The organism is Novosphingobium organovorum, from assembly GCF_022832435.1.
Taxonomy (GTDB): domain Bacteria; phylum Pseudomonadota; class Alphaproteobacteria; order Sphingomonadales; family Sphingomonadaceae; genus Novosphingobium; species Novosphingobium organovorum.
Window position 1 is genome coordinate 1 of the sequence record NZ_JALHLF010000022.1, and the last position, 24,397, is coordinate 24,397.

24 protein-coding genes are annotated in these 24,397 nt (G+C 67.3%); 13 read left to right on the plus strand and 11 right to left on the minus strand.

The genetic code is table 11. The annotated features are described in order from the left end of the window. From MTR62_RS08005 to MTR62_RS08015, 3 genes are all read left to right on the plus strand, one after another. A partial coding sequence (locus MTR62_RS08005) for an ATP-binding protein (RefSeq protein WP_244018763.1) occupies window positions 1-706 on the plus strand: 706 nt, incomplete at its 5' end. Between the two features lie 98 nt (window positions 707-804). Beyond that, window positions 805-1,455 carry an SDR family oxidoreductase gene (locus MTR62_RS08010; RefSeq protein ID WP_244018765.1) on the plus strand — a complete coding sequence of 217 codons (651 nt, stop codon included), beginning with the start codon at window positions 805-807 and terminating at the stop codon, window positions 1,453-1,455. A gap of 186 nt (window positions 1,456-1,641) precedes the next feature. Next, window positions 1,642-2,139: an autotransporter outer membrane beta-barrel domain-containing protein gene (locus MTR62_RS08015; RefSeq protein WP_244018768.1), complete on the plus strand. Its 498-nt coding sequence runs from the start codon at window positions 1,642-1,644 to the stop codon at window positions 2,137-2,139. A gap of 23 nt (window positions 2,140-2,162) precedes the next feature. On the opposite strand, the gene MTR62_RS08020 is transcribed toward MTR62_RS08015, so the two are convergent. From MTR62_RS08020 to MTR62_RS08035, 4 genes are all read right to left on the minus strand, one after another. Next, window positions 2,163-2,615 (minus strand): hypothetical protein, encoded by a 453-nt coding sequence (locus MTR62_RS08020; RefSeq protein ID WP_244018770.1) that lies wholly within the window; start codon window positions 2,613-2,615, stop codon window positions 2,163-2,165. A gap of 86 nt (window positions 2,616-2,701) precedes the next feature. Beyond that, window positions 2,702-2,905, minus strand: a complete 204-nt coding sequence (locus tag MTR62_RS08025; RefSeq protein ID WP_244018772.1) for a hypothetical protein — start codon at window positions 2,903-2,905, stop codon at window positions 2,702-2,704. Next, on the minus strand, window positions 2,905-3,120 hold the full coding sequence (locus tag MTR62_RS08030) for a DUF4169 family protein (RefSeq protein ID WP_244018774.1): 216 nt from the start codon (window positions 3,118-3,120) through the stop codon (window positions 2,905-2,907). Before MTR62_RS08030 ends, MTR62_RS08025 begins: the two co-directional genes overlap by 1 nt. Before the next feature lie 12 nt (window positions 3,121-3,132). Further along, window positions 3,133-4,599, minus strand: a complete 1,467-nt coding sequence (locus MTR62_RS08035) for a helicase HerA domain-containing protein (RefSeq protein ID WP_244018776.1) — start codon at window positions 4,597-4,599, stop codon at window positions 3,133-3,135. 203 nt (window positions 4,600-4,802) lie between these two features. On the opposite strand from MTR62_RS08035, the gene adh reads away from it, so the two are divergent. The 6 genes from adh (at window position 4,803) to MTR62_RS08060 (ending at window position 11,021) form a co-directional block, all read left to right on the plus strand. Further along, window positions 4,803-6,323: an aldehyde dehydrogenase gene (gene adh / locus MTR62_RS08040; RefSeq protein WP_244018778.1), complete on the plus strand. Its 1,521-nt coding sequence runs from the start codon at window positions 4,803-4,805 to the stop codon at window positions 6,321-6,323. Window positions 6,324-6,530: 207 nt separating this feature from the next. Next, a complete protein-coding gene (locus tag MTR62_RS08045; protein WP_244018780.1) occupies window positions 6,531-6,839 on the plus strand; it encodes an EthD family reductase in 309 nt (102 codons plus the stop codon). Further along, entirely contained in the window at window positions 6,836-7,237 is a 402-nt protein-coding gene (locus tag MTR62_RS08050; protein WP_244018782.1) for a DUF779 domain-containing protein, read from the plus strand. The genes MTR62_RS08045 and MTR62_RS08050 overlap by 4 nt, the downstream gene beginning before the upstream one ends. A gap of 216 nt (window positions 7,238-7,453) precedes the next feature. Then, window positions 7,454-8,284, plus strand: a complete 831-nt coding sequence (locus tag MTR62_RS08055) for an FIST N-terminal domain-containing protein (protein WP_327194390.1) — start codon at window positions 7,454-7,456, stop codon at window positions 8,282-8,284. Continuing rightward, window positions 8,200-8,697, plus strand: a complete 498-nt coding sequence (locus MTR62_RS21460; RefSeq protein WP_327194391.1) for an FIST C-terminal domain-containing protein — start codon at window positions 8,200-8,202, stop codon at window positions 8,695-8,697. The genes MTR62_RS08055 and MTR62_RS21460 overlap by 85 nt, the downstream gene beginning before the upstream one ends. 104 nt (window positions 8,698-8,801) lie before the next feature. Further along, entirely contained in the window at window positions 8,802-11,021 is a 2,220-nt protein-coding gene (locus MTR62_RS08060; protein WP_244018844.1) for a hybrid sensor histidine kinase/response regulator, read from the plus strand. 63 nt (window positions 11,022-11,084) lie between these two features. Here the strand turns inward: MTR62_RS08060 and MTR62_RS08065 are convergent, their stop codons facing one another. The 5 genes from MTR62_RS08065 to pedF all read right to left on the minus strand — a co-directional run bounded on the left by MTR62_RS08065 (window position 11,085) and on the right by pedF (window position 16,992). After that, complete coding sequence (locus MTR62_RS08065; RefSeq protein ID WP_244018784.1) at window positions 11,085-12,599, minus strand: hypothetical protein; 1,515 nt, start codon at window positions 12,597-12,599, stop codon at window positions 11,085-11,087. 227 nt (window positions 12,600-12,826) lie between these two features. After that, window positions 12,827-13,498, minus strand: coding sequence for a response regulator transcription factor (locus tag MTR62_RS08070; protein WP_244018786.1), 672 nt, complete (start codon window positions 13,496-13,498; stop codon window positions 12,827-12,829). A gap of 128 nt (window positions 13,499-13,626) precedes the next feature. Then, on the minus strand, window positions 13,627-15,375 hold the full coding sequence (locus tag MTR62_RS08075; RefSeq protein WP_244018788.1) for a methanol/ethanol family PQQ-dependent dehydrogenase: 1,749 nt from the start codon (window positions 15,373-15,375) through the stop codon (window positions 13,627-13,629). Between the two features lie 265 nt (window positions 15,376-15,640). After that, a complete protein-coding gene (locus MTR62_RS08080) occupies window positions 15,641-16,528 on the minus strand; it encodes a substrate-binding periplasmic protein (RefSeq protein ID WP_244018790.1) in 888 nt (295 codons plus the stop codon). A gap of 5 nt (window positions 16,529-16,533) precedes the next feature. Further along, on the minus strand, window positions 16,534-16,992 hold the full coding sequence (gene pedF / locus MTR62_RS08085; RefSeq protein ID WP_244018792.1) for a cytochrome c-550 PedF: 459 nt from the start codon (window positions 16,990-16,992) through the stop codon (window positions 16,534-16,536). 156 nt (window positions 16,993-17,148) lie between these two features. Here pedF and MTR62_RS08090 point away from each other — a divergent pair, with 156 nt between their 5' ends. The 4 genes from MTR62_RS08090 to MTR62_RS08105 all read left to right on the plus strand — a co-directional run bounded on the left by MTR62_RS08090 (window position 17,149) and on the right by MTR62_RS08105 (window position 22,463). After that, window positions 17,149-18,138 (plus strand): PQQ-dependent catabolism-associated beta-propeller protein, encoded by a 990-nt coding sequence (locus MTR62_RS08090; RefSeq protein ID WP_244018793.1) that lies wholly within the window; start codon window positions 17,149-17,151, stop codon window positions 18,136-18,138. A gap of 146 nt (window positions 18,139-18,284) precedes the next feature. Further along, window positions 18,285-19,718 (plus strand): porin, encoded by a 1,434-nt coding sequence (locus MTR62_RS08095; protein ID WP_244018795.1) that lies wholly within the window; start codon window positions 18,285-18,287, stop codon window positions 19,716-19,718. A 159-nt stretch (window positions 19,719-19,877) separates the two neighbouring features. Further along, window positions 19,878-21,938, plus strand: a complete 2,061-nt coding sequence (locus tag MTR62_RS08100) for a TonB-dependent receptor (RefSeq protein ID WP_244018797.1) — start codon at window positions 19,878-19,880, stop codon at window positions 21,936-21,938. Between the two features lie 6 nt (window positions 21,939-21,944). Then, window positions 21,945-22,463, plus strand: a complete 519-nt coding sequence (locus MTR62_RS08105) for a cytochrome b (RefSeq protein WP_244018799.1) — start codon at window positions 21,945-21,947, stop codon at window positions 22,461-22,463. A 54-nt stretch (window positions 22,464-22,517) separates the two neighbouring features. Here the strand turns inward: MTR62_RS08105 and MTR62_RS08110 are convergent, their stop codons facing one another. Together MTR62_RS08110 and MTR62_RS08115 are read right to left on the minus strand one after the other, a co-directional pair. Next, a complete protein-coding gene (locus tag MTR62_RS08110; protein ID WP_244018801.1) occupies window positions 22,518-23,477 on the minus strand; it encodes a quinoprotein relay system zinc metallohydrolase 1 in 960 nt (319 codons plus the stop codon). Further along, the gene (locus MTR62_RS08115; RefSeq protein ID WP_407672645.1) at window positions 23,474-24,298 is read right to left on the minus strand and encodes a quinoprotein dehydrogenase-associated SoxYZ-like carrier; all 825 of its coding nucleotides are present in this window, start codon (window positions 24,296-24,298) and stop codon (window positions 23,474-23,476) included. Before MTR62_RS08115 ends, MTR62_RS08110 begins: the two co-directional genes overlap by 4 nt. Window positions 24,299-24,397 lie beyond the last annotated feature (99 nt).

Consider the following 24,397-nt stretch of genomic DNA (forward strand, 5'->3'; position numbering starts at 1 on the left):
CGACGTGCGCGGCCCGGCCGAGATCGCGGCGGTCGGCGGCGCGTTCAACCGCATGGCCGAGCGTCTGCGCCGCGACGAGGCCGAGCGCGCGTTGATGCTGGCCGGGGTCAGCCACGATCTGCGCACGCCGCTCACCCGGCTGCGGCTGTGCCTGGCGATGATGCGCTGTAGCGATGACGAGCTCGAGACCACCGCCAACCGGCAGGTCGACCGGATCGAGGCCATGCTCGAGCAGTTCCTCGACATGGCGCGCGGCTTTGCGCAGGAGCCGGTCTGCGACTGCGATCTGGTGGCGGTGCTCGAAGCCGCCCTGCGCGACGCCGATCCCGAAGGCGTGGTCGAGACCGATCTGCCCGCGACGCTGCACGCCGCCTTGCGCCCGGTGGCGGTGGCGCGCGCGGTGGGAAATCTGCTCGGCAACGCGCTGCGCCATGGTCAGCCGGGGGTGTGCCTGCGGCTGGAACGGACGGGCGAGGGCGTGGTCATCACCGTGCGCGATCACGGCCCCGGCTTCGATGCGGCGAGCGCCGAGCGGTTGCTGCGCCCCTTCGCGCGCGGCAACAGCGCGCGCGGGGGCGATGGAACCGGACTTGGCCTGGCCATCGTCGAACGCGTGGCGCTGGCGCACGGTGGGCAGGTCCGCTTCGCCCAGCGCGAGGGCGGTTTCGAGGCGCGCCTGCACCTGCCGTACCAATCGCGCGGCTGACCGGACCGGGATGCGGTTCCGGTTGCGGTTGCGATCGGGCGTTGCGGGGCCACATGGGCCTGCGGGTATTCCCAAGGACGAACAGGCAGGATCATTTCATGAAGGTCTTTATCATTGGGGCGGCGGGCAAGGTCGGCTCGCGGCTGGTTCCCCTGCTGGCACAGGCCGGGCACGCGCCGCTGGCCATGCACCGCAAGCCCGAACAGGCCGAGGCTCTTGCCGAGGCGGGCGGGGTTCCGGTGGCGGGCGATATCGTTGCGCTGGATGAAGAGGCGCTCGCCACGCGCATGGCGGGCGCGGATGCGGTGGTCTTCACCGCTGGCGCGGGCGGCGCGGGCATCGCGCTGACCAACGCCATCGACGGGGAGGGGCTGGTAAAGGCGATTGCCGCGGCGAAGCGGGCGGGCGTGGCGCGGTTCGTGCTGGTGTCCGCTTTCCCCGAGGCCGGGCGCAACGCGCCGCCGCGCGAGGGGTTCGAGAACTACATGCGCGTCAAGAAGGAGACCGACTGGAAGCTGACCCGGAGCGGGCTCGACTGGGTCATCCTGCGTCCCGGTACGCTCACGCTCGGGGAGGGGACGGGTACGGTCCGTCTGGGACTGGCGCTGCCCTACGGTTCGGTTTCGCGCCAGGACGTGGCGGCCACCTTGCTCGGCATTCTCGAGCGGCCGGGGCTCTCGCAGGTGATTCTCGAACTGACCGAAGGAGACACGTCGATCAACGCCGCGCTCGATGCGATGGTGTCCTGAAGCAAGGCCGCGTGGGGGGGGCTGGCGCGGCGCATCGTAAAATCCGGCCAAGTCACGGCGAAGCGATTCGCGTCGGAGACAGATGGAGCCGCTTCGGCTTGCCGGACGGTGCCGGCCTGGGTCACAGCGGGGGGACCGTCCGGGTGCGCTCGGCACGACCCTGTATTGCGAACTGAAGGAACCGCCATGCCGCGCCCGACCCCTCTCGTTGCCCTCACCGCCCTGACCGGGCTTGCTGCGGGCCTCGTCGCGCTCGCCAGCCCCGCCGCCGCGCAAGTCACCGCCGAGGCCAACGTCGCCAAGTGGCAGGGCCAGTGGGGCGGGGAAGTCGGCGTGGGCTACCCGATCCTCCAGGACGGCGGTTTCAGCGTGACGCCGTCGGTCGGCGCCTTCGTCTACGACCGCGATCACCCGCGCTACGCCGAGGATGGCGGGGTGTGCTACCGCCGTGCGGACGACGTGGCGGTCAAGGACAGCCACTGCGACGGCACCGGGCTCAAGGCCTATGGCCGGATCGAGGCGATGTATTCGCTGCCGATGGTCTCGCTCGGCGTGGGCGCGCGCTACATGGGCGATTCGGTGCGCGCCTACGGCACCGCCGCGATGCCGGTGATGCCGCGTATCGACGCGAAGGTGAACGTGGGCGACGGCTACCTTTCGGCGGGCCTGCTCGCGCGTTTCTGAGCCGGGGATAGCCCCCGGCCTCGTCATTCCCCGCTGATCGCCCCATAGATCGCGCGCGGCGCGCGGGCGCGGGCGAAACCGGCGTTGAGCGTGTAGAGCCCGCCAAGCGCGACCGCGAGCGCGGTCCCTGCGATCAGCGCGCGGGTGTCGAACCAGTCCAGCGCGGCGAGCGTGGCGAGGAGCGCGGTGACCAGCACGAGGCACAGGGCGAGGCGGTAGAGGCTGCGCAGTTCGAAGTGCAGCTCCTTGCCGTCGTGGTTGTGGCGAATCCAGAACCGGCCCCGGTCAAAAAAGGACAGCGCGCGGTGGCGGCGCGGCAAGGGCAGTCCCGCGAATTCGGCGTAGTTCGCTCCGCCGCGGGTCACCCGCTTGTTCTGTGCGTCCAGAAAACTCTCGATCCGCGCGAAGACGAGGTCGTCCGAAACGCCGGGATGCAGCACGAGAACCCCGCGCAATTGCCAAATACGCTCCAACATGGCGCGGCTGATACGCGCAAGGCCGCGCCAAGGCCATGGGCTGTTTGCGGTAAGTTTGCGAAGCTTGGGCGTCCGGCGACGCGTGATCAGCCTTCGAGCAGATCGAGGTAGGCGACGACGTCGTTGTCGGTGGCGAGGAACAGGCCGTCCTGGACCTGTTCGGCCTGCTGCGCGGCGATCCGCAGGGCTTCGTCGAGCGGGCCGTAGAACAGCGTTTCGGCGGCGCCCCCCTCGCTCGCATCGCTCAGGTGGTAGAGCCGCACGGTTGCCTCGCCATAGGTCGTGCGCATCAGTTTTCGTCCGTTTCGTGAGCGGTGCCATCGAGGCTGGTATCGTTGAGGCGGGCGCCGTCGAGCGTGCGTTCGCGCCGGGCGCGTTCGGCTTGCGTGATCTGACGTTCGGCCTTGGTCTGGCCGTGGCGCGCGCGCGCGGCCTCGGCTTTGGCGCCCGCATCGGCGCGTGCCCTGGCCTTGCGGGCCAGGCGAAGATTGACGATCTCGGCCATCGGCTTCGAACCTTACGCTTCGACCGCGGCGGTTGTCACGCCCAGATCGGGAATGCCGACCGAGCGCTTGCCCGAAAAATCGGTCCGCACGACGATCAGCCCGTCCTTTTCAAGATAGTCGAGCAGGCGCTGGATGCGCCGGGGCGAGCTGGTGCCGTAGATTTTGGCGAGATACTCGTCGTCGGGGCAGGGCTCGCCGTTCATCGCCGCGCGGGCGATGACGTAGAACGGGGCCAGCGCGTCGTCGGGGACGTGCTTGGCGAGGTTGACGAGGTCGAACCACTGTTCGTCCTCGGGGTCCTCGATCCCGGCGATGGCCGCGGCGAACCCGCGCCGGAACATCGTCGCGTCGAGCCCGCGCACCGAAATGCCCTTCATCCGGCAGCGGATGGTGAAGTCCTGGAACAGCGTGGTCGAGGACTGGAACAGGCTGTCCTCGTCCTTGGCCATGGTGTTGAGGATTTCGAGCATCGCCTCGCGGTTTTCCTCGGGCTCGGGCTCGGGGCGTTCGGGGCGCGGCGGGAGCGCTTCGGCCGCAGGGCCGGTGGTGATCGAACGCGACAGCTCCTCGACCTCGATGCGGCGGCGCACCGGGCGCACGAAATCGGGCTTTTCGGGCTCGATGTGCAAGTTGTCGTGGAGCAGCTCGCGCATGTCCTCCTGCGAGGCTTCGGGCAGCGGCATGAGGCCGGGCGTGACCGACTTGGCGCCGGTCTTGACCGAACCGATCTGGGTCTTGACCGGGCGGCGCGAGATCGCCGGGCCGAGCCCCAGGAACTGCCCCCGCCCAAGATCGCGGATTTCCTCGGCCTGGCGCCGCTCCATGCCGAGCAGGTCCGCCGCGCGGGCCATGTCGATATCAAGGAAGGTGCGGCCCATGAGGAAGTTCGAAGCCTCGGCGGCGACGTTCTTGGCGAGCTTGGCGAGGCGCTGCGTGGCGATCACGCCGGCGAGGCCGCGCTTGCGCCCGCGGCACATGAGGTTGGTCATCGCGCCCAGCGAAATGCGGCGCGCTTCCTCGGACACCTCGCCGGCGGCGGCGGGGGCGAACATCTGCGCCTCGTCGACCACCACGAGCGCGGGAAACCACTGGTCGCGCGGGGCATCGAACAGCGCGTTGAGGAACTGCGCGGCGCACTTCATCTGCTGGTCGATCTCCAGCTCGTCGAGCGCGAGGACGACCGAGGCGCGGTGCTGGCGGATGCGCGCGCCCAGCTTGACGATCTCGGCCTCGCCATAGGCCGCGCCGTCGATCACGACGTGGCCGAATTCCTCGGCGAGGCTGACGAAGTCGCCCTCGGGGTCGATCACGATCTGCTGGACGATCGAGGCGCTCTCTTCGAGCAGGCGGCGCAGCAGGTGCGACTTTCCGGACCCGGAATTGCCCTGCACCAGCAGGCGGGTCGCGAGAAGTTCCTTGATGTCGATCTCTGTCGGCTGGCCGTGCGGCCCGTCACCGATGACGATTTGCGCGCTCACCGCCCGCTCATGGCAAAGGGGTGGGGGGGAAGGCAAGGGCAGCGCGGCGCGAGGACCGGTTTTTTCCGCAGCCTTGCCCTTTGCCCCTTGCGGCACGGCCGCGCGCTATCGTCCCAAGGTACAATTGGCGAGCCCCGGTCCGCGTCCCAATGTGGAGCGCGAAAAATCGCATCGCAGCGATACGACTAGATGGAGATATGGGGATGCTGGAACAGGCCATGAGCAAGTTCTCGGGTGAATCGCTCATCCGCGACACGTTCGACAATTTCATCGGCGGCCAGTGGGTGGCCCCGGTCAAGGGGCAGTATTTCGACAACGTTTCGCCGGTCACCGGCCAGGTGGTGTGCCGCGTGGCGCGCGGCACCGCCGAGGACATCGAACTGGCGCTCGACGCGGCCCACGCCGCCAAGGACGCCTGGGGCAAGGCCTCGCCGATCGAGCGTTCGAACACGCTGCTCAAGATCGCCGACCGGCTCGAGGCCAACCTCGAAAAGCTCGCGCTCGCCGAGACGATCGACAACGGCAAGCCGATCCGCGAAACGATGGCCGCCGACGTGCCGCTGGCGATCGACCATTTCCGCTACTTCGCCTCGTGCGTGCGCGCCCAGGAAGGCTCGATCGCCGAGATCGACCACGACACCGTGGCCTACCACTTCCACGAACCGCTCGGCGTCGTGGGCCAGATCATTCCCTGGAACTTCCCGATCCTGATGGCCGCCTGGAAGCTTGCTCCGGCGCTGGCCGCGGGCAACTGCGTGGTCCTGAAGCCGGCCGAGCAGACCCCGATGTCGATCCTCGTGCTGGCCGAGCTGATCGCCGACATCCTGCCCGCCGGTACGCTCAACATCGTCAACGGCTTCGGCATCGAGGCGGGCAAGCCGCTCGCCACCAACAAGCGCATCGCCAAGATCGCGTTCACCGGCGAGACGACGACCGGCCGCCTCATCATGCAGTACGCCAGCGAAAATCTCATTCCCTGCACGCTGGAGCTGGGCGGCAAGAGCCCCAACATCTTCTTCGCCGACGTCATGGACAAGGACGACGACTTCCTCGACAAGGCGCTCGAAGGCTTTGCGATGTTCGCGCTCAACCAGGGCGAGGTCTGCACCTGCCCGAGCCGCGCGCTGGTCCACGAATCGATCTACGATGCCTTCATCGAAAAGGCGATCAAGCGCGTCGAGGCGATCAAGCTGGGCAGTCCGCTCGACCCCTCGACGATGATCGGCGCGCAGGCCTCGAACGACCAGATGGAGAAGATCCTCTCCTACATCCAGATCGGCAAGGACGAGGGCGCCAAGGTGCTGACCGGCGGCGAACGCGCGATGCACGAAGGCGACATGGCGGGGGGCTACTACGTCCAGCCCACCGTGCTGGAAGGCCACAACAAGATGCGCATCTTCCAGGAGGAAATCTTCGGGCCGGTGCTTTCGGTCTGCAAGTTCTCGAGCGACGAGGAAGCCCTGGAGATCGCCAACGACACGCTCTACGGCCTGGGCGCCGGGGTGTGGACCCGCGACGGGACGCGCGCCTACCGCTTCGGGCGCGGCATCCAGGCGGGCCGCGTGTGGACCAACTGCTACCACATGTACCCCGCGCACGCCGCGTTCGGTGGCTACAAGCAGTCGGGCATCGGTCGCGAGACGCACAAGATGATGCTCGATCACTACCAGCAGACCAAGAACTTGCTGGTCAGCTACAGCCCCAAGGCGCTCGGCTTCTTCTGAGGCAGGGGCGACCGATCGAGGTTCGATACGGCCACAATTCTATCCCGGCGCCCTCTCTCTCACTCCACCAGTCCAGTGGCGCCGGGATTCTCGAGACGGTGGATGGCCTTCGTGCCATCCACCGCTTTTTCGTTTGCACAGATGGCGTTGGAGGCGCACGCCGACGCCATCATGCCGTGCCCATACGGCGCCCGGAGGAGATGAACGATGCCCCAGGTTGTCCTGAACGTGCTCTACAACGCGCCCGCCGATCCCGCTGCGTTCGAGGCATACTACGCCAGCACGCATCTGCCGATCGCGCAGGCGATTCCCTCGCTCGCCAACGTAGTGCTGCTCAAGGGCGTGCCCGGCCCCGATGGCAGCGCGCCGCCCTATTATCGCATGGCGCAGCTGTTCTTCGCCGACGCCGAGACGATGGCCGCTGCGATGGGCTCCGAACAGGGGCAGGCGGCGGTGGCGGATCTGGCGAATTTCGCCAGCGGCGGGGTCCGCGTGCTGGTCGCCGAAGTCGCATGACCACGCTGGCACCGCCGCCGCGCATCCTGGCAACGCCCGAGGCAGAAAGCTGGATCGAGCGGCTGCGCGCGCGCCACGGCGATCTCATGTTCCACCAGTCGGGCGGGTGCTGCGATGGTTCGGCGCCGATGTGCTTCGTGGCGGGCGAGTTTCGCGTCGGCGGGCAGGACGTGCTGCTGGGCACGCTGACCGGCGAGACCCCGGTTTGGATCGGCGCGGCGCAGTTCGAATACTGGCGCCACACCCAGGTCACCATCGACGTGGTGCCGGGACGCGGGTCGGGCATGAGCCTTGAGGCGCCCGAAGGGGTGCGTTTCGTGATCCGCAGCCGGGTGTTCAGCGATGCCGAGAACGCCGCGCTCGAAGCGGCGGGCGAACCGCCGCGGGGCACCGATTAGAGCCTTTTCCAGGCCGGGCGATCGGGCGGCCCGAACCGCCGCTGGTGTATCCCGCCGGGACAGCGCGCCAGCGTGTCTCGCAAAGCGCTTGGCGATCCTTGCCGGGCAGCGTAAGAAACAGGTTCACGTAGCGATTGCGGGGGTTTGAGGCCCACGAGGATCGCCGCCGCCACGTCGTCCGCAACGAGACGACGGCATCGGGAGAGAACGAGACGCATGCAGACCCAGCTCGAGCATGGCGACAGGCCCCTGGTCACCTGTTCCTCACGCGCGCAGGACGTGGACGAGGTGGTGCGCGAACTCGTCGCGGCGATCGACGGGGTGGAGCTGGCCGGTGCGCTGGTGTTCTGCTCGCAGCGCTTTGCCCGTGACGAACTGGCGCAAACGCTCGGTGCCGGATTGCCCGGCGTGCCGCTGATCGGCTGCACCAGCGCGGGCGAGCTGACCGAGCGTGGCTACGACACCGAAAGCGTGCTGCTGGTCGGCTTTCCGGCGGAAAGTTTCTCGATGGTCTCGCTGCGCTTCGACGCGCTCGACCATTTCGATCCGCAGGAGGCGCAAGGCCAGATTCGCCAGCTCGTCGCGGGCGCGCGGCTCGATCATGGTGCGGTGCAGGACCTGCATCAGGTCGCGCTGTTCTTCGTCGACGGGCTCTCGCACCGCGAGGAACTGCTCACGATGACCGCGCAGCACGCGCTGGGCGACATCCAGCTGATCGGCGGGTCGAGCGGCGATGGTCTGTCGTTTCGCCAGACCGGGGTGCTGCACGGGGGCGCGTTCCATTCGGACAGCGCGGTGGTCGCGGTGCTCACCAGTCGCCGCCCGATGCACGTGTTCTGCCAGAGCCCCTACCGCCCCGGCCCCGCGCGCATGGTCATCACCGAAGCCGATCCCGAGACGCGCACCGTGTTCGAGATCAACGCCGCGCCCGCCGCCGAGGAATACGTGCGGCTGACCGNCGCATGGTCATCACCGAAGCCGATCCCGAGACGCGCACCGTGTTCGAGATCAACGCCGCGCCCGCCGCCGAGGAATACGTGCGGCTGACCGGACAGTCGCCCGAAGTGCTCGACGCGCATTTCTTTGCCGCGCACCCGCCGATGGTGCGCACTGGCGGGCAGTACCACGTGCGCTCGATCCAGTCGGCCAACCCGGACGGATCGTTGACCTTCTACTGCGCGATCGACAGCGGCGTGGTGCTCACCGTGGGCGAGCCGATCGACCGGATCGAGTGGATGCGCGAACTGGTCGAGACGGTCTCGCGCGAGGTCGGCACGATCGATCACGTCATCGGCTTCGACTGCGTGCTCAACCGGCTCGACGCCGAGGACCGTCAGATCGTGCGCGAACTCTCGCGGCTTTACGTCGACAACAAGATTATCGGTTTCAATACCTATGGTGAGCAATTCCTCGCAGCGCACATGAACCAGACTTTCAGTGGTCTGGCGATAGGGCGCTGATTCGCACTGGAGGACAGGGGACGGGAGACAGGCGCTCGATGCTCGGAGACAGCCGCAGCGTGCAAGGGGCGGACCGCGCCGGAAAGGGGGCGGGAGGCAAGGCCATGGTGGAGCCCGACGGCGAAGTCGCGGCGCTGCGCAAGCGTGTGGCGCAGCTCGAGAAAATCAACGCCGCGCTGATCGACCGGGTCGAGCGGTCGACCGACATCCAGGGCGGCGCCTTTTCGATGTTCGAGACCGCGATCTCGCTCGAGGCGATGGTGCGTGATCGCACCGGCGCGCTGGAAATCGCGCTTGAGCGGCTCAACGCGGCCAACGCCGAGCTGGCCAAGGCCCACGCCGATGCCACCGCGGCGCGCGTGCTCTTGCGCGATGCGATCGAATCGCTCTCGGACGGGTTTGCGCTGTTCGACGATGAAGATCGCATGATCCTGTGCAACCGCGCGTTCCTGAAGATCTTTCCCTATTTCGAATCGATTTCCGAAAGCGCGCCGGAATTTTCCGAGCTTGCTTCGCGGCTGGCGCGTGCGGGGGCGACGCTGGGGGCGCATCAGGCTCCCGAACGCTGGCTCAAGGATCGTGTTGCGCAGCATCGCCGCGCGCAGGGGGCGCATGTCCAGGCGCTGTCCGACGGGCGCTGGATCCAGATCAACGAGCTGCGCACCAGCCAGGGCGGTACGGTGGGCATCTATACCGACATCACCTCGGTCAAGGCCGAGGACGCCCGTCAGCGCGCGCGCGAACTGGCCGAACGCAATCTCGCGCTCCAGGCGACGCTCGACACGCTGTCCGAAGGCGTGTGCCTGTTCGACGCGGTGGGGCGGCTCCAGGCGTGGAACGAGGGTGCGCTCTCGCTGCTCGGGCTCGACGACGTGCGCAGCAATGCAGAGGGCAATCCGGGGATCGAGAACCACGAGATGCTGCGGCGCTGGTGCATCGGCAAGCACGGGCTCGACTGCCCCGAGGCGCTCGACTGGCGCGAGGGCGGCGAGGCGCGCGCGGCGGGGCAGCTCGAAACCGCCTGCATGATGGCCGATCGGCACATCGTCATCCGTTCGGTCCCGCTCAAGAACGGGGGTATGGTGTTCACCTTCGACGATGTGACCGACCACGTGCGCTTCCAGCGTTCGCTGACCGAGACCGCCGAGACGCTCGAACGGCGCGTCGTCGAACGCACCGCCGAACTGGTCGAGGTCAACCAGCAACTGATCGAGGCCAAGAACGAGGCGGAGACCGCGAACCGTTCGAAAACCAGCTTCATCGCCTCGGCCAGCCACGACCTGCTGCAACCGCTCAACGCCGCGCGGCTGTTCGTTTCGGCGATGGACGGCATGGCGATGCCGCCGCGCCAGTCGAGCCTCGTCGAACAGGCCTCGACCGCGCTCGATTCGGTGGAAGACCTGCTCGAGGCGCTGTTCGAGATTTCGCGGCTCGATGCCGGCGCCGTCCAGCCCGAGATCGAGCCGCTCGCGCTCGAAGGAATCCTCAGCGCGCTGCGCATCGAATTTGCGCCGCTGGCGGGCGCGGGCGGGCTCGATTTCACGATCGCGCAGACCGACTTGTGGGTGCGCTCGGACGCGCGTTTGCTGCGCCGCGTGCTGCAGAATTTCGTCTCCAACGCGATCCGCTACACCGAACAGGGCAGCGTGCGGGTCGAAGTGCGCGAGAACGGGGGCGAGGTCTGTGTCACCGTGCGCGACACCGGGCCGGGCATCGCGGAGGACGATCGGGACCAGATCTTCGAGGAATTCCGCCGGGTCGGCAAGACGCAGAAGATTCCCGGCAAGGGGCTGGGCCTGGCGATCGTGCGCCGCGTGACCGCGCTGCTCGATCATGCGATCCATCTCGATACCGCGCCGGGCAAGGGCGCCGCGTTCACGATCTGCGCGCCCTCGTGCGCGCCTGAGGCACGCGCGAGCGATGCGCCGCTGGCGCTGCAGGGAACTGCCGCGCGGGCGGGGGGGATGGTGCTGGTGGTCGACAACGACCCCGCGATCCTGCTCGGCATGGAGGCGCTGCTCGAGAACTGGGGGCTCGACGTGGTGACGGTGACCGACCCGTCCGACCCGGCGGCGGCGGCGGCGCTCGAACAGGACCTGGCGATGCTGATCGTCGACTACCACCTCGACGATGCGCTGACCGGCGAGCGCGCGGTGGCGATGCTGCGCGAAAGGGCGGGGCGCACGATCCCGGCGATGCTCATCACCGCCGATCGCAGCGACGAGGTGGCCGAAATGGCCGCCGGGCTCGGCCTGCCGGTGCTCAACAAGCCGGTCAAGCCCGCGCGCTTGCGGGCCTTGCTGCGCCAGCTGGACGTGCTCTGAAAGGCACGGACGGGCTATCGGTTCAGGCGATCGGCATGGACTGCGCGGGCACCGTGGCGGTGGTTAGAGGCGGGTGCGCTCCTGCGCTGCGGCGCGCGGCTTGCGGGTCAGCCGGCCGAGCAGGGTGGGCAGCTTCCTTTTCGGAGCGTGACCGGTCGCGTTGGGTTGGCGTTGTGCCAGCGCGACGGCCGAAGCTGGCGGGAGCGCCTTTGCCGACGCCGTGTCCGGACTGGCGTTGGCCGGGGCCGGACGTCGCCAGCCGGGACATTCGCCGATCAGGACGAAGCTTTCGAAAACCAGGTCGTTACGGCTGGTGAAGATGACGTTTCCGTCCTCGGTGGGCATGACGTAGCCGTAGGCGCTGATCGCGACATGGCCGCGCTCCACGCGGGGTCTGTTGTAACTGAAAATCCATTCGCGCGCGCGCGATTCGACTAGTTTCACGGGTGCGTGGTCGGCAATCGTGTCGGTCAGGCGCACACGACCGGTGTCGATCGAGAGGAAGAAGGCCTTGCCGTCGATTTCGGTCTGCAGATGGACGTCTTCGCCTTGAAGTCGCACGAAGATGGGATGCTGATGCGCTTCGGGCTGGATTTGTTGCGCCATGCACATGGTTTTCGCCAGGGTGTCGTAGCACAGCAATCCACCGTGAAACGACATCAGGTATTGCCGCGAACTACCCGGATCAAGCGGGGTGTCGCCCAGCTTGAGATTGATGATCTGCGGCGCCAGGTCGCCACGCCCGGCCCTGCGCAGGTGGTAGTAAAGCCGCCCGAAGCGGCGGTCCCAGTGCCGCAGGTTCTCATATTTGCCCTGGCGCCGCAGCGCATTGTTCAGCAGCCGGGCGCAGAGCACTGGCTTTCGTTCCATGCGGGTGTCGATGATCCGCTGGACGGTACGCCAATGCCGGCGCCTGACGTCCAGCAGCGTGGCCAGCACGTCAGCCTGAAGCCCGTGGGCCATGGCCATTGTAATTCGGCGCATATTGTCGTTGCCCGACAGATGGTCGGCGATGCCGTGTTCGGTGTAGAAGGTCGGGGCTGGTATGGCGTTGGGCATCTCGTCGAGAATGCGTAGCGCGTGTTGCTTGTCGGCCTCGTAGAGAGGGTCGTAGGCGATGAAGACCATGCCCGCAGCATCCTCGCGCCGCAGGCCCATTCCGCGCATATCCTCACGAAAGTAGGTGTCGACGTAGCGCCGTTCGATCTGGGGAAATTCGGTCTCGTCGAGCGAGAATTTCGGTGCGAGTGCGAGCGTGGCGCGCGCGCGCAGACGACGCGACAGCCGAATGGCGGTGTGCGCTCCCATCGAGCAGCCCATCAGGACTACGGTTTCGTATGGCGTGATCAGTTCTTCGATCTTGGCGACAAACGCGTCTTCGTCAGGGCTGATGAACCAGTTGTCGACCTTTGTGGTGACGCCGATCGCTGAAATCTCGATTTTGTCGAAGAGGCCCATGCCCCAAAAGGTGGTCAAGGCTTCGTGCGTGACACCACCGGGCGCGAAGGAGACGACAACCAGATCATTGGTCTTGTGTTGGTGGTGAATAACAATTTCGCACCCTTCGAAAACAATCACGCTTTACCCCAAAATTGCCGACGTGCGTTTCACTCCACGCTTGTCTTGAGCGAAATCAGGGGGGGGTGCAACCGGGTTCTGAACCTACAGTGTATAGAAAAATGGTGTTAATCTTTGTAAATGAAAAATTTCCTGGCGGAGATGTGGCGCAAGATCGAGGGACGTGAAGCGCCGTGAATTTGCTCCTGCAAGGGTCTGGAGCCGTTCTTACCCGCAGGCGCCCTCAATCAGCCGCGAAAGCCGACCTTGCCGGCCATGATGACCGCCTGCGTGCGCGAGAAGACGTTCATCTTCTGGAGGATCGCCGAGACGTGCGCCTTCACCGTGGTCATCGAGACGTCGAGTTCGTAGGCGATCTGTTTGTTGAGCCGACCGGCGACGAGGTGGCTGAGCACCACGCGCTGCTGCGGGGTGAGCGTGTCGATGCGCGCGCGGATCATGTCCTCTTCTGCGCTTTGCGTCTCGTCGCCTTCGAGTTCGGGCATGTAGATTTCGCCCGAGAGCACGAGTTGCAGCGCCTCGACGATGGCCGGGCGTTTGAGCGACTTGGGCACGAAGCCCGCCGCACCCGCCTGGAGCGCGTCGCGCACCACGTTGCGGTCGGTCACGCCCGAGACCATCACCACCGGGGTGGCCGGGAACCGGTCGCGCAGCGCTTCGAGCCCGGAGAGGTGCGAGACGTCGGGAATGTTGAGGTCGAGCAGGACCAGATCGACATCGCCCCCGCCCGCCAGCGCGCTGAGCGCGCTTTCGAGGCTGTCCGCCTCGAGGATTTCGCAGGACGGGAAGGCATCGTCGAAGATCGAGCGCAGGCCATCGCGCACGAGCGAGTGATCATCGACAATCAGAACCTTGTCGGGGCTGGTCATATCGCCCATCGTGGCTCCCAATCCGGCCATTGCAGTCATCGTCATATCCCGAGGATGGGGTGGAGCGCCAGCGCGGGATTGCCCTACGGTCGGGAAGGGCTCTCCACTGTGCGGCGCTCCGGTTACCATCGCGTTTCCTTCGTACCTGGTTACTGGGACTATCGGGGCAGTTTGAACACCCAGAGCATGCCGCCCTGGCTGATTTCCTTGAAGGTCTTGGCGACTTCACCGCCCCACAGCGGCACCGCGCCGCCCCAGCCGGACATCACCGCGACGTATTGTTCGCCGTCCTGCTCCCAGGTGATCGGCGAGCCGACCACGCCCGAGCCGGTCTGGAATTTCCACAGCTCCTTGCCGGTCTTGGCGTCGAAGGCCTTGAGATAGCCTTCGGGCGTGCCGGTGAAGACGAGGTTGCCCCTGGTCGTCAGCACGCCGCCCCACAGCGGGGCCTTGTTCTTGTATTCCCACACGATCTTGCCGGTCTTGGGGTCCATCGCGCGCAGCGCGCCGATGTGGTCCTCGGCGATCGGCTTGATGGTGAAGCCCGCGCCCAGGTACGCCGCGCCCTTCTTGTAGGCGATCGGTTCGTTCCAGATGTCCATGCCCCAGTCGTTGGAGGGGATGTAGAACAGTCCGGTGTCCTGTGAATAGGCCATCGGCATCCAGTTCTTGCCGCCCAGGAACGACGGGCTGGAGAACACCGGCGTGCCCTTTTCTCCGCTGCCGGGCGCGCCGGGACGGCCCGCCTCGATGTAGTTGGGGCGCCCGGTCTTGAGGTTGATGCCGTCGGCCCAGGTCGTCTGCATGACGAACTTGTGCGCGCCCAGCAGCTTGCCGTTGCTCCGGTCGAGCACGTAGAAGTAGCCGTTGCGGTCGGCCTTGGCGCCCAGCTTCATCGCCTTGCCGTTGATCGTCGCGTCGAACGGCACGAATTCGTTCACGCCGTCGAAGTCCCAACCGTCGTGCGGGGTGGTCTGGTAGTGCCACTTGATGACGCCGGTGTCGGCATCGATCGCCAGCGTGGAGGAGGTGTAGAGGTTGTCGCCGGGGCGCAGGTGGCTGTTCCAGGGCGCCGGGTTGCCAGTGCCGAAGAAGAGCAGGTTGGTGGAGGGATCGTAAGTGCCGCCCAGCCAGGTCGCGCCGCCGCCGGTCTTCCACAGGTCGCCCTGCCAGGTGGCGTTGAGCTTGCCGGTCATGCCGTTGGGCTGACCGTTGAGCGTGCCGACGTGGCCTTCGATGACCGGACGGGTCCAGACCAGTTCGCCGGTTTCCACGCTGCGCGCCTGGACTTCGCCAACGATGCCGAATTCACCGCCCGAATTGCCGGTGATGACCATGTCCTTGACGATCAGCGGGGCGGCGGTGGCCGAGTAGCCGGCCTGGTAGTCGGCGGTCTTCTTGTTCCACACGACCTTGCCGGTCTCGCGGTTGAGCGCGATGAGGTGCGCGTCGAGCGTGGCGAAGATGATCTTGTCGCCGTGGATCGCCGCGCCGCGGTTTACCACGTCGCAGCAGGGCATGATGCCGTCGGGCAGGCGCGCGTCGTATTCCCACTTCTTCTCGCCGGTGCGCGCGTCGAAGGCGAACAGGCGCGAATAGGAACCGGTGACGTAGATGGTGCCGTCGTAGACCAGCGGCTGGGCTTCCTGGCCGCGCTGCTTTTCCCCGCCGAGCGAGGCGGCGAAGGCGGGCACGAGCTTGGTCACGTTGGACGAATTGAGCTGGTCGAGCGAGGAAAAGCGCTGCTGCCAGGGGCCCATGCCGTAGCTCAGCACGTCGCCAGGCGTTGCGGCATCGTTCATCAGGTCGCTGCTGGTCGGGCCGTTCGCATCGGCCAGCACCGGCGCCGTGACGAGTGCGCTGGCAGCCGCCAGGCCGGCCATGAATTGGGTAAAACGCCGCTTCATCCTATCCCTCCTTGTTGGGGTAACCGCCGGGGATTCGTTCTTGGGAAAATGCCCCCCATGTCCCCGGTCGCTGGCCAGCAGACTAGGCACTGGCGGTGCGCGAACAATTGCACCTTGGGAGGATGAAGTAGGTATTGCTGCGCAGCAAACGGCGCCAAACGGCGCGCGAACGGCACGCAAACGGTCTGGCCCACCCTGGGCTGGTGCGTCCCGGCCCAGGTGGTTCGGGGGGCGCCGGTCGCAGTCGGCACCCCCGTCCCCCTGTTCACGATTTCGGCTGGCTTGCCAGTGCGGGTTGCCAGCCGACTCCGTGCCGAGCGAAAAGCGCGCTCATGCGGCCATCGGCGATCATCGCGTCGATCGTTTCCTCGAGCGCAAAGCCCAGGTTGCGCGAATCCTCGCGCACCGCGATGCCGATGTCCCATCCCGGCGAAAGCATCATGGGCAGCGGGCCCTTGCGCTTGCGGATACCGGCGTTGGGTTCGTCGGCGAGTACGGCCTCGATCTGCGCGCGGGTGGCGACGGCGAAGTCGGCCTCGCCATCGCCAAGCGCGGCGATCGCCTCGTAGCCGGTGCGCTTGTGCACCACGTCCTTGGCAAGCGCGCCGCCGGCGTGGCCGAGGAGGTAGAAGTCGGGCACCGAATCGAGTTCGGCGGCGACCGGGCGGCCCTTGAATTGCGCGGGCACGACCTCGCAATTGCCCGCATCGGCGGCGCAGGCGGCGCCGAAATTCTCGCGGTAATAGGGCGCAAGGAACACGACGTTGTCCTCTTGCTGCATGATCGTGCGATCAAACGGCACGTGCAGCATGACGTCGCAGCGCTGGAAGCCGAGCAGGCCACCGCGCCACACCACGTTGCGCAAATCGTCGGAGAGTTCCTCGTCTGCGGGAAACAGCGCGATGTCCGCGCGTACGTTCAGGCTTTCGGCCAGCGCGCGGGCAAGATCGACGTCGATCCCGGCGGGCTTGCCGCCCTCATCCCACGACCAGGGCCGGTTGTCGGTGTAGAGCCCCACGCGCAGAACGCCCAGCTCGCGCACTTTAGCGAGCGGGGCGGCGAGCAGCGGAGCCGGGCGCAGGAGCGCGGGCACAGCCAGCGTTCCTGCGGTAGCGATCAGACCCTTCAGGAGGGACCTGCGACACCCCTCCATCGGCCTTACTCGTCGGTGTGCTGGGTTTCGAGCCAGGTGCGGATCGCCCAGCCCGCCTTTTGTCCCAGCACTTCGCCGAAGGGCGGCATGTAGACTTTGCCGTCGTGGCTCGAGCCGTGCTGGAAACGCTCGACGAACCATTCGTCGCCCGAGGGACCGAGTTCGAGGTAGCGCAAGTCGGGCGCGATTCCGCCCGAGATGGCCTCGAGCCCGTGGCAGCGCGCGCAGTTCTGGCCATAGGCGGATTCGCCGATCTGGGCGGCCTTGGCCTTCACTTCGGGCGCGGCGTTGGCATAGGGGTTTTCCGTAAGCCAGGTCTCGTTGCCACCGGCCAGATCGGGCAGCGCCGACGTGTCGACGGCCTGGGGGGTCACGTTGCCATGGGCGAGCAGGGTGGAGGCGGCGCTCAGCGCCGTGATGGCTGCCGCCGCGATCAGGGCCGCGCGGCCGGTGGAAATCGTCATGGGTTCAGTCATCCTCTGCGACATCGGGGCTCGATCGAGCTGTCCCCGTTTGTTGCCTGCGATGTAACGCGATGCTGCGCCGCACCCCAATTGGACCATGGTACAAGACCAAGGTGCAATTCCCTTTGTCACGCTAAAGTCTAGGTTTGCGCAACTATGGAGAGACGTCTGAAAAGCCGCGCGCTTCTTGGTTGCGCCCTGTCGCTTGCTCTTAGCTTCAGCCTGCCGGTACGGGCCGCCGACGATTCGGGGCGGGGGAGTTCGGAACCGGCCGTGCCCACCCGCGCCTACGTCAGCAACGAGCGTTCCTCGAGCGTTACCGTCGTCGATCTGGCGAGCAACCGGGTCATTGCCGAGTGGCCCGTCGGCCAGCGCCCGCGCGGCATCGCGATGACGCGCGACGGCAAGTACCTGCTGATCTGCGTCAGTCTCGACAACGCGGTGGAAGTGCGCGATCCGCACAGCGGTGCGCTGATCCGCACGCTGCCCTCGGGCGCTGATCCCGAACAGTTCTTTCCCAGCCACGACGGACGCCTGCTGTTCGTCGCCAACGAGGACAACGCGGCGGCGACCGCGATCGATCTCGCCGCGGGCAAGGTGGCCTGGCAGGTCGCGGTCGGCGAGGAGCCCGAAGGCATCGCGCAGAGCCCCGACGGCAAGTGGCTGCTGGTGACCAGCGAGGAGGACAACGTCGTCGCCTGGGTCGACACGGCCAGCCACGAAGTGGTCGAGGAGATGGAAACCGACGCGCGGGTATGGGTCGGCGCGGAAATGGCGGGCACGGTCCACATCGCCGACGTCGCCAGCCGCAGCATCGTCAAGACGCTGACCTTCGCGCCACCGGGCGTTCCGGCCTACAAGGTCATGCCCTGCGGTATCCGCTTCACGCCCGATGGCAAGACCGCGCTGGTCGCGCTGGGCCGCGCCGATGCGGTGGCGATCGTCGATGTGGCAAGCGCTACGGTGCGCGGTTATGTCGCGGTGGGCGAGCGGCCCTGGCACCTCGCGATCGAGCCCGACGGCCGCCGCGCGCTGGTCGCCAACGGGGCGAGCGACACGCTCTCGCTGGTCGACATCGCGGCGATGAAGGTCATCGCCACGATCCCGGCGGGCAAGGGCCCCTGGGGCGTGGCGCTGGGCAATTGAAGCGCGCCGGTGCGCCTTTTCCCAACACCCGCTTAGTCCAAAGTACTACGGTCTAAAGTCCAATATCGCAGGCCCGCCCGCCCCTCCATGTTCGTGAACAGTCGCAGGAATAGACGACACACATAGACCTCAGGAGGGGATGGACGATGATCGCAAAGATCATGCTGCGCGGCACGGTCGCGCTGGGGGCTCTTGCCATGACCACCGCGCCGGCCTTTGCCGGTACGGGCGAAATTCTGCTCAAGCGCCTTCACGAAAAAGGCATTTTGACGGATGAGGAATACAACGAACTGCTTGCCGAGGAGCAGCAGTCCGAACAGCGCGAGGCGCATCAGAACGCGGTGATCGCGGTGACCGAAGCTCCGGCGACGGCCACCGAGAAGGCGCAGGGCGCGCTCGACCACGACAAGTTCGTAAAGATGACCGACAGCGGCATCGGCTTCGAGGTCGGACCGGCCACGATCAAGTTTGCCGGTTCGGTCAACGGTTTCTACGTCCACGACAATCCCGCCACGGCTTCGGCGACGACTTCGGTCGTGGGCGGTATCGCAAGCGTGGGCACCAAGAATTCAAGCGCGGTGCGCAACGGCCTGCTGCCCGGCTTCCTGACCGTTTCGGTTTCCACCCAGCAGGCGGGCTGGGACGTCAACGCCTTCTTCGGGCTCTATCCGGGTATCAACTCGGCCGCCTGGGGCGCGCTGGGCGCCAACAACGGTGGCCAGCCCACCGCGCTGGCCACCGCCGGTATCGACGCCCGCCAGACCTACATGACCTTCGGCAAGCCCAAGTTCGGCACGATCAAGATCGGGCGCGACATCGGGCTGTTCGGTTCGGATGCGATCCTCAACGACATCACGCTGCTCTCCTCGGGTTCCCCCGGCGGCAACGTGGCGCCCGCCAACACCACGCTGGGGCGCATCGGATCGGGCTACATCTACACCGACTTCCAGCCACAGATGACCTACTCGACGCCCAAGCTCGGCGGCTTCCAGGCCTCGGTCGGGGTGTTCCAGCCGCTGTCCTCGCTGACCGGACCCGCGCAGGCCAACTCGCAGCCGGGCTTCCAGGGCAAGCTGACCTATGATGGCACGTTCGGGGGCGTGGGCGCGCACCTGTGGGCCTCGGGCGTGAGCCAGAAGCACGACATGACGGCGGGCGGCGACTACACCGGACGCGGCCTCGACGTCGGCGCCAAGGTGACCGCGGGCCCGATCGCGGTGACCGGCTACTACTACACCGCCGAAGGGCTCGGTACGACGGTGCTGGGGCTGTTCGACACCGACGCCTCGGGCAACACCCGTTCGAGCGATGGTTTCTATGTCCAGGGGCTCGCTACTTTCGGCAAGTTCGCGGTGGGCGGCAGCTACGGCGAAAGCTCGCTCGACTACGCCAACGCCGCCGATGCGCTGGCCAACCCCGATCTGGTCAAGACCAACGCCAGCACCGTCGGGCAGGTGCGCTACAGCCTGACCAGCTGGGTCACGCTGATCGGCGAATACGTCCACTCGAAGGCCAAGGCCCATTCGGGCAATTCGGCTTCGAGCGACGCGCTCGCGCTTGGGGGTATCCTCTTCTTCTGACAGGTCCCCGGCTCCGCGGCCTTTCCCCTGACGCCGCGGGGCCGCCGTCCGACGGCCCTTGCCTTTCATCGTTGCTCTCTCGCGATGAAGGCGGGGCCGCCGGTTACCCACCGTGCTCTCCGCAATCCCACTCGTCATCCGTGAAAGTCGCAGAAAATTATGGTTGACCGGAATTTGCCGCGCGGGCGTGCCGCCTCGACGCCTGTCGTCGGGGGGCTGGCCATCGCCCTGTTCGCCGCCACGTTCGCTCCCGCCCCGGTTCGCGCCGAAGAGGCCGCCGATGTCGCGGGTGAGGCTATTCTCGTTACCGGCAAGGGGCTCAAGGATACGCCGGGCACACCGGCTTATTCGACGCAGATCCTTGCGCGCGACGCGCTCGTCTCGGCGTCCTCGGGGCGGATCGAGGATGGGCTGTCCGCGATTGCGGGCTTCCAGCAGTTTCGCCGTTCGGACAGCCGTTCCTCCAACCCTTCGGCGCAAGGCGTGACCTTGCGCGCGCTGGGCGGAAACGCCTCGAGCCGGGCGCTGATCCTGCTCGACGGGGTGCCGATGGCCGATCCGTTCTTCGGCTACATTCCCTTTACCGCGCTTTCGCCCGATGCGCTGGGTTCGGTGCGCATCACGCGCGGCGGCGGTTCGGGGCCGTTCGGCGCAGGCGCGCTGTCGGGCACGATCGCGCTGGAAAGCGCCGACGCCGATCAGCTCGGCCTGGTCACCGCCAGCCTGCTTGGCGACCAGCGCGGAGAAAGCGAGGCGAGCGCCAGTTTTGCGCCGCGCCTTGGTGGCGGCTTTGCCGTGCTCACCGGGCGGTGGGACCGGGGCAAGGGGTTCTGGACCACGCCCGCCGACCAGCGCGTGGACGCCAGCGTGCGGGCGAAATACGAATCATGGTCGGTTGGCCTGCGCACTGTCGCCCCGCTGACCCCCGACATCGAACTTCAGGCCCGCGCGCTGGTCTTTCGCGACAACCGCACGCTGCGCTTTGCCGGCGCGGACAGCGCGAGCGAGGGGCAGGATGCGAGCCTGCGCCTCGTCGGGCGCGGGGCCTGGGCCTTCGACGCGCTGGCCTATGTCCAGATGCGCAATTTCTCCAACGTCGTCGTTTCCTCGACCCGCTTCGTGCCCGTGCTCGACCAGTACAAGACCCCTGCGACCGGGATCGGTGGCAAGCTGGAACTGCGCCCGCCGGTGGGCGAGGCGCATACGCTGCGGCTGGGGCTCGATGCCCGCCGCGCTTCGGGCACGATGAACGAGACCGCGATCAGCGCGATGACCTCCAAGGTCACCGAACGGCGCAAGGCGGGCGGCGACAACACCGACCTGGGCTTCTTCCTCGAGGACGACTGGCGGCTGGGTGCGCTGACGCTGACCGGCGGGGTGCGCGCCGATCGTTCGATCATCGCCAATGGCACTTACGCGACGCGCAGCGCCGACGGGACGCTGACCGGACGCACCGATTACGCGCGGCAGGCCGATTGGGGGCTGACCGCCCGTGGCGGCGCGCTGGTCGCGCTGTCGGACGCGGTGAAGCTGCGCGCGGCGGCCTATTCGGGGCTGCGCCAGCCCACGCTCAACGAACTCTACCGCCCCTTCACGGTCTTTCCGGTGACCACGCTCGCCAACGCCGAGCTGCGCAACGAACGGCTGGTCGGCTACGAGGCCGGGCTCGACCTGACCCCGCTCGAGGGGGTGCGTTTCTCACTGACCGGGTTCGACAACCGCGTGCGCCACGCGATTGCCAACGTGACGATCGGAACGAACCTGCGCCAGCGCCAGAACCTGCCCGCGATCGATGCGCAAGGGGTGGAGCTGGGCGCCCACGTTGCGCGCGGGGTGCTGCGCTTCGATGGGTCGCTGCTGTGGAACGAGGCGCGGGTCGACGGGCGCGGTGCCTCGGCCGATCTTGACCGGATGCGGCCCGCGCAGACCCCGCGCTTCGTCGCTTCGGGCACGCTCGGCGTGGTGCCCGCGCAAGGCTGGAAACTCTCGGCCACGCTGCGCCATGTCGGCGCGCAGTACGAGGATGACCAGGAGACCGACATCTTGCCCGCGGCCACCACGCTCGACCTCTTTGCCGAGTTCCCGCTCGCCGCGCGCGCGAAAATCGTGCTGCGCGCGGAAAACCTCTTTGACGAAACCATCATTACCCGCAACCAAGGAGGATCGATGGACCTTGGCGCGCCCCGGACGCTGTGGGCGGGCCTGCGTTGGGGGATGTGACACGCCATGACGGATACGAAGTACAACGCCGGTGCGCGCGCGCTGCACTGGCTGATCGCGCTGCTGATTGTCGTCAATATCGCGCTCGGCCTGCTTCACGATCCGCTTGAAGAAGTGGTCTCGCTCATGCCCGCGCACAAGGCGATCGGGATGAGCGTGCTGGCGCTCTCGGTGGTGCGGCTGGGCTGGCGCATGGCCTGGACCGCGCCTGCCTATCCGGCCTCGATGACCGCATTGGAAACGCGGGCGGCCAAGCTCCTGCATGGCGTGCTTTACCTGTTCATGATCGCCATGCCGCTCAGCGGCTGGATCATGTCCTCGGCGGGCAAGTACCCGCTGTCGTGGTTCGGCCTGTTCGACCTGCCCAAGCTGCCGGTGGTCAAGGACAGCCCGATCGCCGGTATCGCGCACGAGATGCACGAAGTCGGTGGCTACCTGCTGATCGCGCTGGTGCTTGGCCATGTCCTTGCCGCGCTGCGCCACCACTTCGTGCTCAAGGACGGTATCCTGCGGCGAATGCTCTGACGGTGAGGGGGGCAGGGAGCCTCCCCTTTCGCGCGGGTCGTTTGCTGAGGCCGCCTATTCGGGCTTGAGCGCGGGCAGCACGTTCATTTCCAGCGCGGGGTAGAAGTGCGAGACGCTGCGCTGCAGTTCGTAGCGCGCGCAGGCCAGCGAGGCGAAGCGTTCGGGAATCGCGATCATGCCCGCCTCGCTCATCGTCAGCCCGCTGTCGGCGGCCTGGTTGAGCGCGCTTTCGAGCCAGCGCAGCCAGTCGCGCGTCTGCGCGATCGCGCGGCCCTTGTCGTCGAGCGGGCCGTGGCCCGGCAGCAGCACACGGTGCGGCGTTGCGGCCAGCGTGTCGAGCGCGCGCGGCCACGCGGCCAGGTTCGCGTGCGGGGTGGAAGGGGCGCGGTCATGGAACACCAGATCGCCGGCGAGCAGTGTCGCGGTGGAGGTGTCGAGCAGCGCGAGGTCGGCGTGGCTGTGCCCGCAGAGCGCCAGCAGCCGCAACGCGCGGCCGCCGAAAGTCACTTCTCCTGCGCGCACGTCGCCTTGCGGGATAGCGATCTGTGTGCCCTTCATCCAGTCGGCGAGGATGCGGTACATGGCATCGGAAAAACCCTCGACGTCGCGCAGCAGGTCTTCGCGCGTGCCGGGCAGCGCGTGGACGATCTGCGGGGCAAAGGCTACCGCGCCCAGCGCGTGGTCGGGGTGCAGGTGGCTGACGTAGACGCGCGCCACGGGCTTGCCGGTAAGGCGGAGCGCGAGTGCGGCCATCGCCTCGCCATCGGCGAGCGAGACACCGGGGTCGAACAGCACGGGTCCGGCATCGGTGGCGATGATCGCGCGGTTGGCGATCGCCCCGCCGTTGGCAAAGGCGATCGGCGCATCGACGCCGCGCACCATCCATACGCCGGGGGCGATGGCTTGGGCCTTGGGCTGGTAGGTGCCCGCAAACGTCTCGCCGCGGGCGGCAAGCGGCCCGAGGGCGGGGAGTGCCAGCGATCCGGCGATCAGCGTGCGGCGCGACAACGTCATGACGGGGTCCGGGGGCTGGAGACGCCTTCGCCGGGGATGATCCCCTTGAATTCGAGCCCCGAGGTATCGCGCGCGGTGACGGCGTAGGCGGACTGATGCCCCTTGAGCAGCAGCGTGAACACCGGGTCCTCGGCCACCGACCCGTGCATCGCCATCCGCGTCAGCACCGCGCCGCCGGCATCGGCGATGGTCAGCGTTTCGAGGTTGTAGGCGGGAATGTTCTCGACCAGCCCGGTGTCCATCGGGTGGCGCACCGCGATGCGCAGGCGCGTGTCGTCCGCGCCCGGCCAGGCGCGCCCGTGCAGTTCGCCCAGATGGTCGGCCCAGTCGCCCTTGACCCGGCTCACCGGAGGGGCCGAACAGCCGCCCCCGGCCGCATCGACCCATTCCCCGGCGACGTGCCAGACCCCGTCGCCCGTTTGCACCGCTGCGCGCACCGGGGTGCGCTGGTCGAGCTTGATGCGCGTGGCGACGAAGGGCTGGGCGAGGGGACCGGGGGTGTAGTCGATGGCCAGCGGGATCGGGTTGAGATCGGCAAAGAGCAGGATACGCTGCACCGTGCCAAGCGCGCGCGCGTCGATCGTGACGGGAAAGGCGTGCTGGTTCTCGGCTATCTGCGGCACGAGGATGCGCACCGCCGCATCGAAGTGCACCGGCGCGTCCGAAAACAGGCGCCGGGCGTGGTAGACCCACATCGGCGAGCCCAACGGATCGGCCGGGAATGCGGCCGGTGGCTGCGCGGCTGACGGTGAGGCGTCCTGCGCCCCGGCCGCGTTTGCCAGCGCCAGCAGCGCCCCTCCAAGGAATGCGTTTCGCGTCATACCATTTGGCAATGTAGATGCCCCGGCCCACGCTCCATATTGCACCTTCGGTCGATACGGAATCCGTGGACGTTGCCCCGCTTTTTGCCCTGCCTTCTG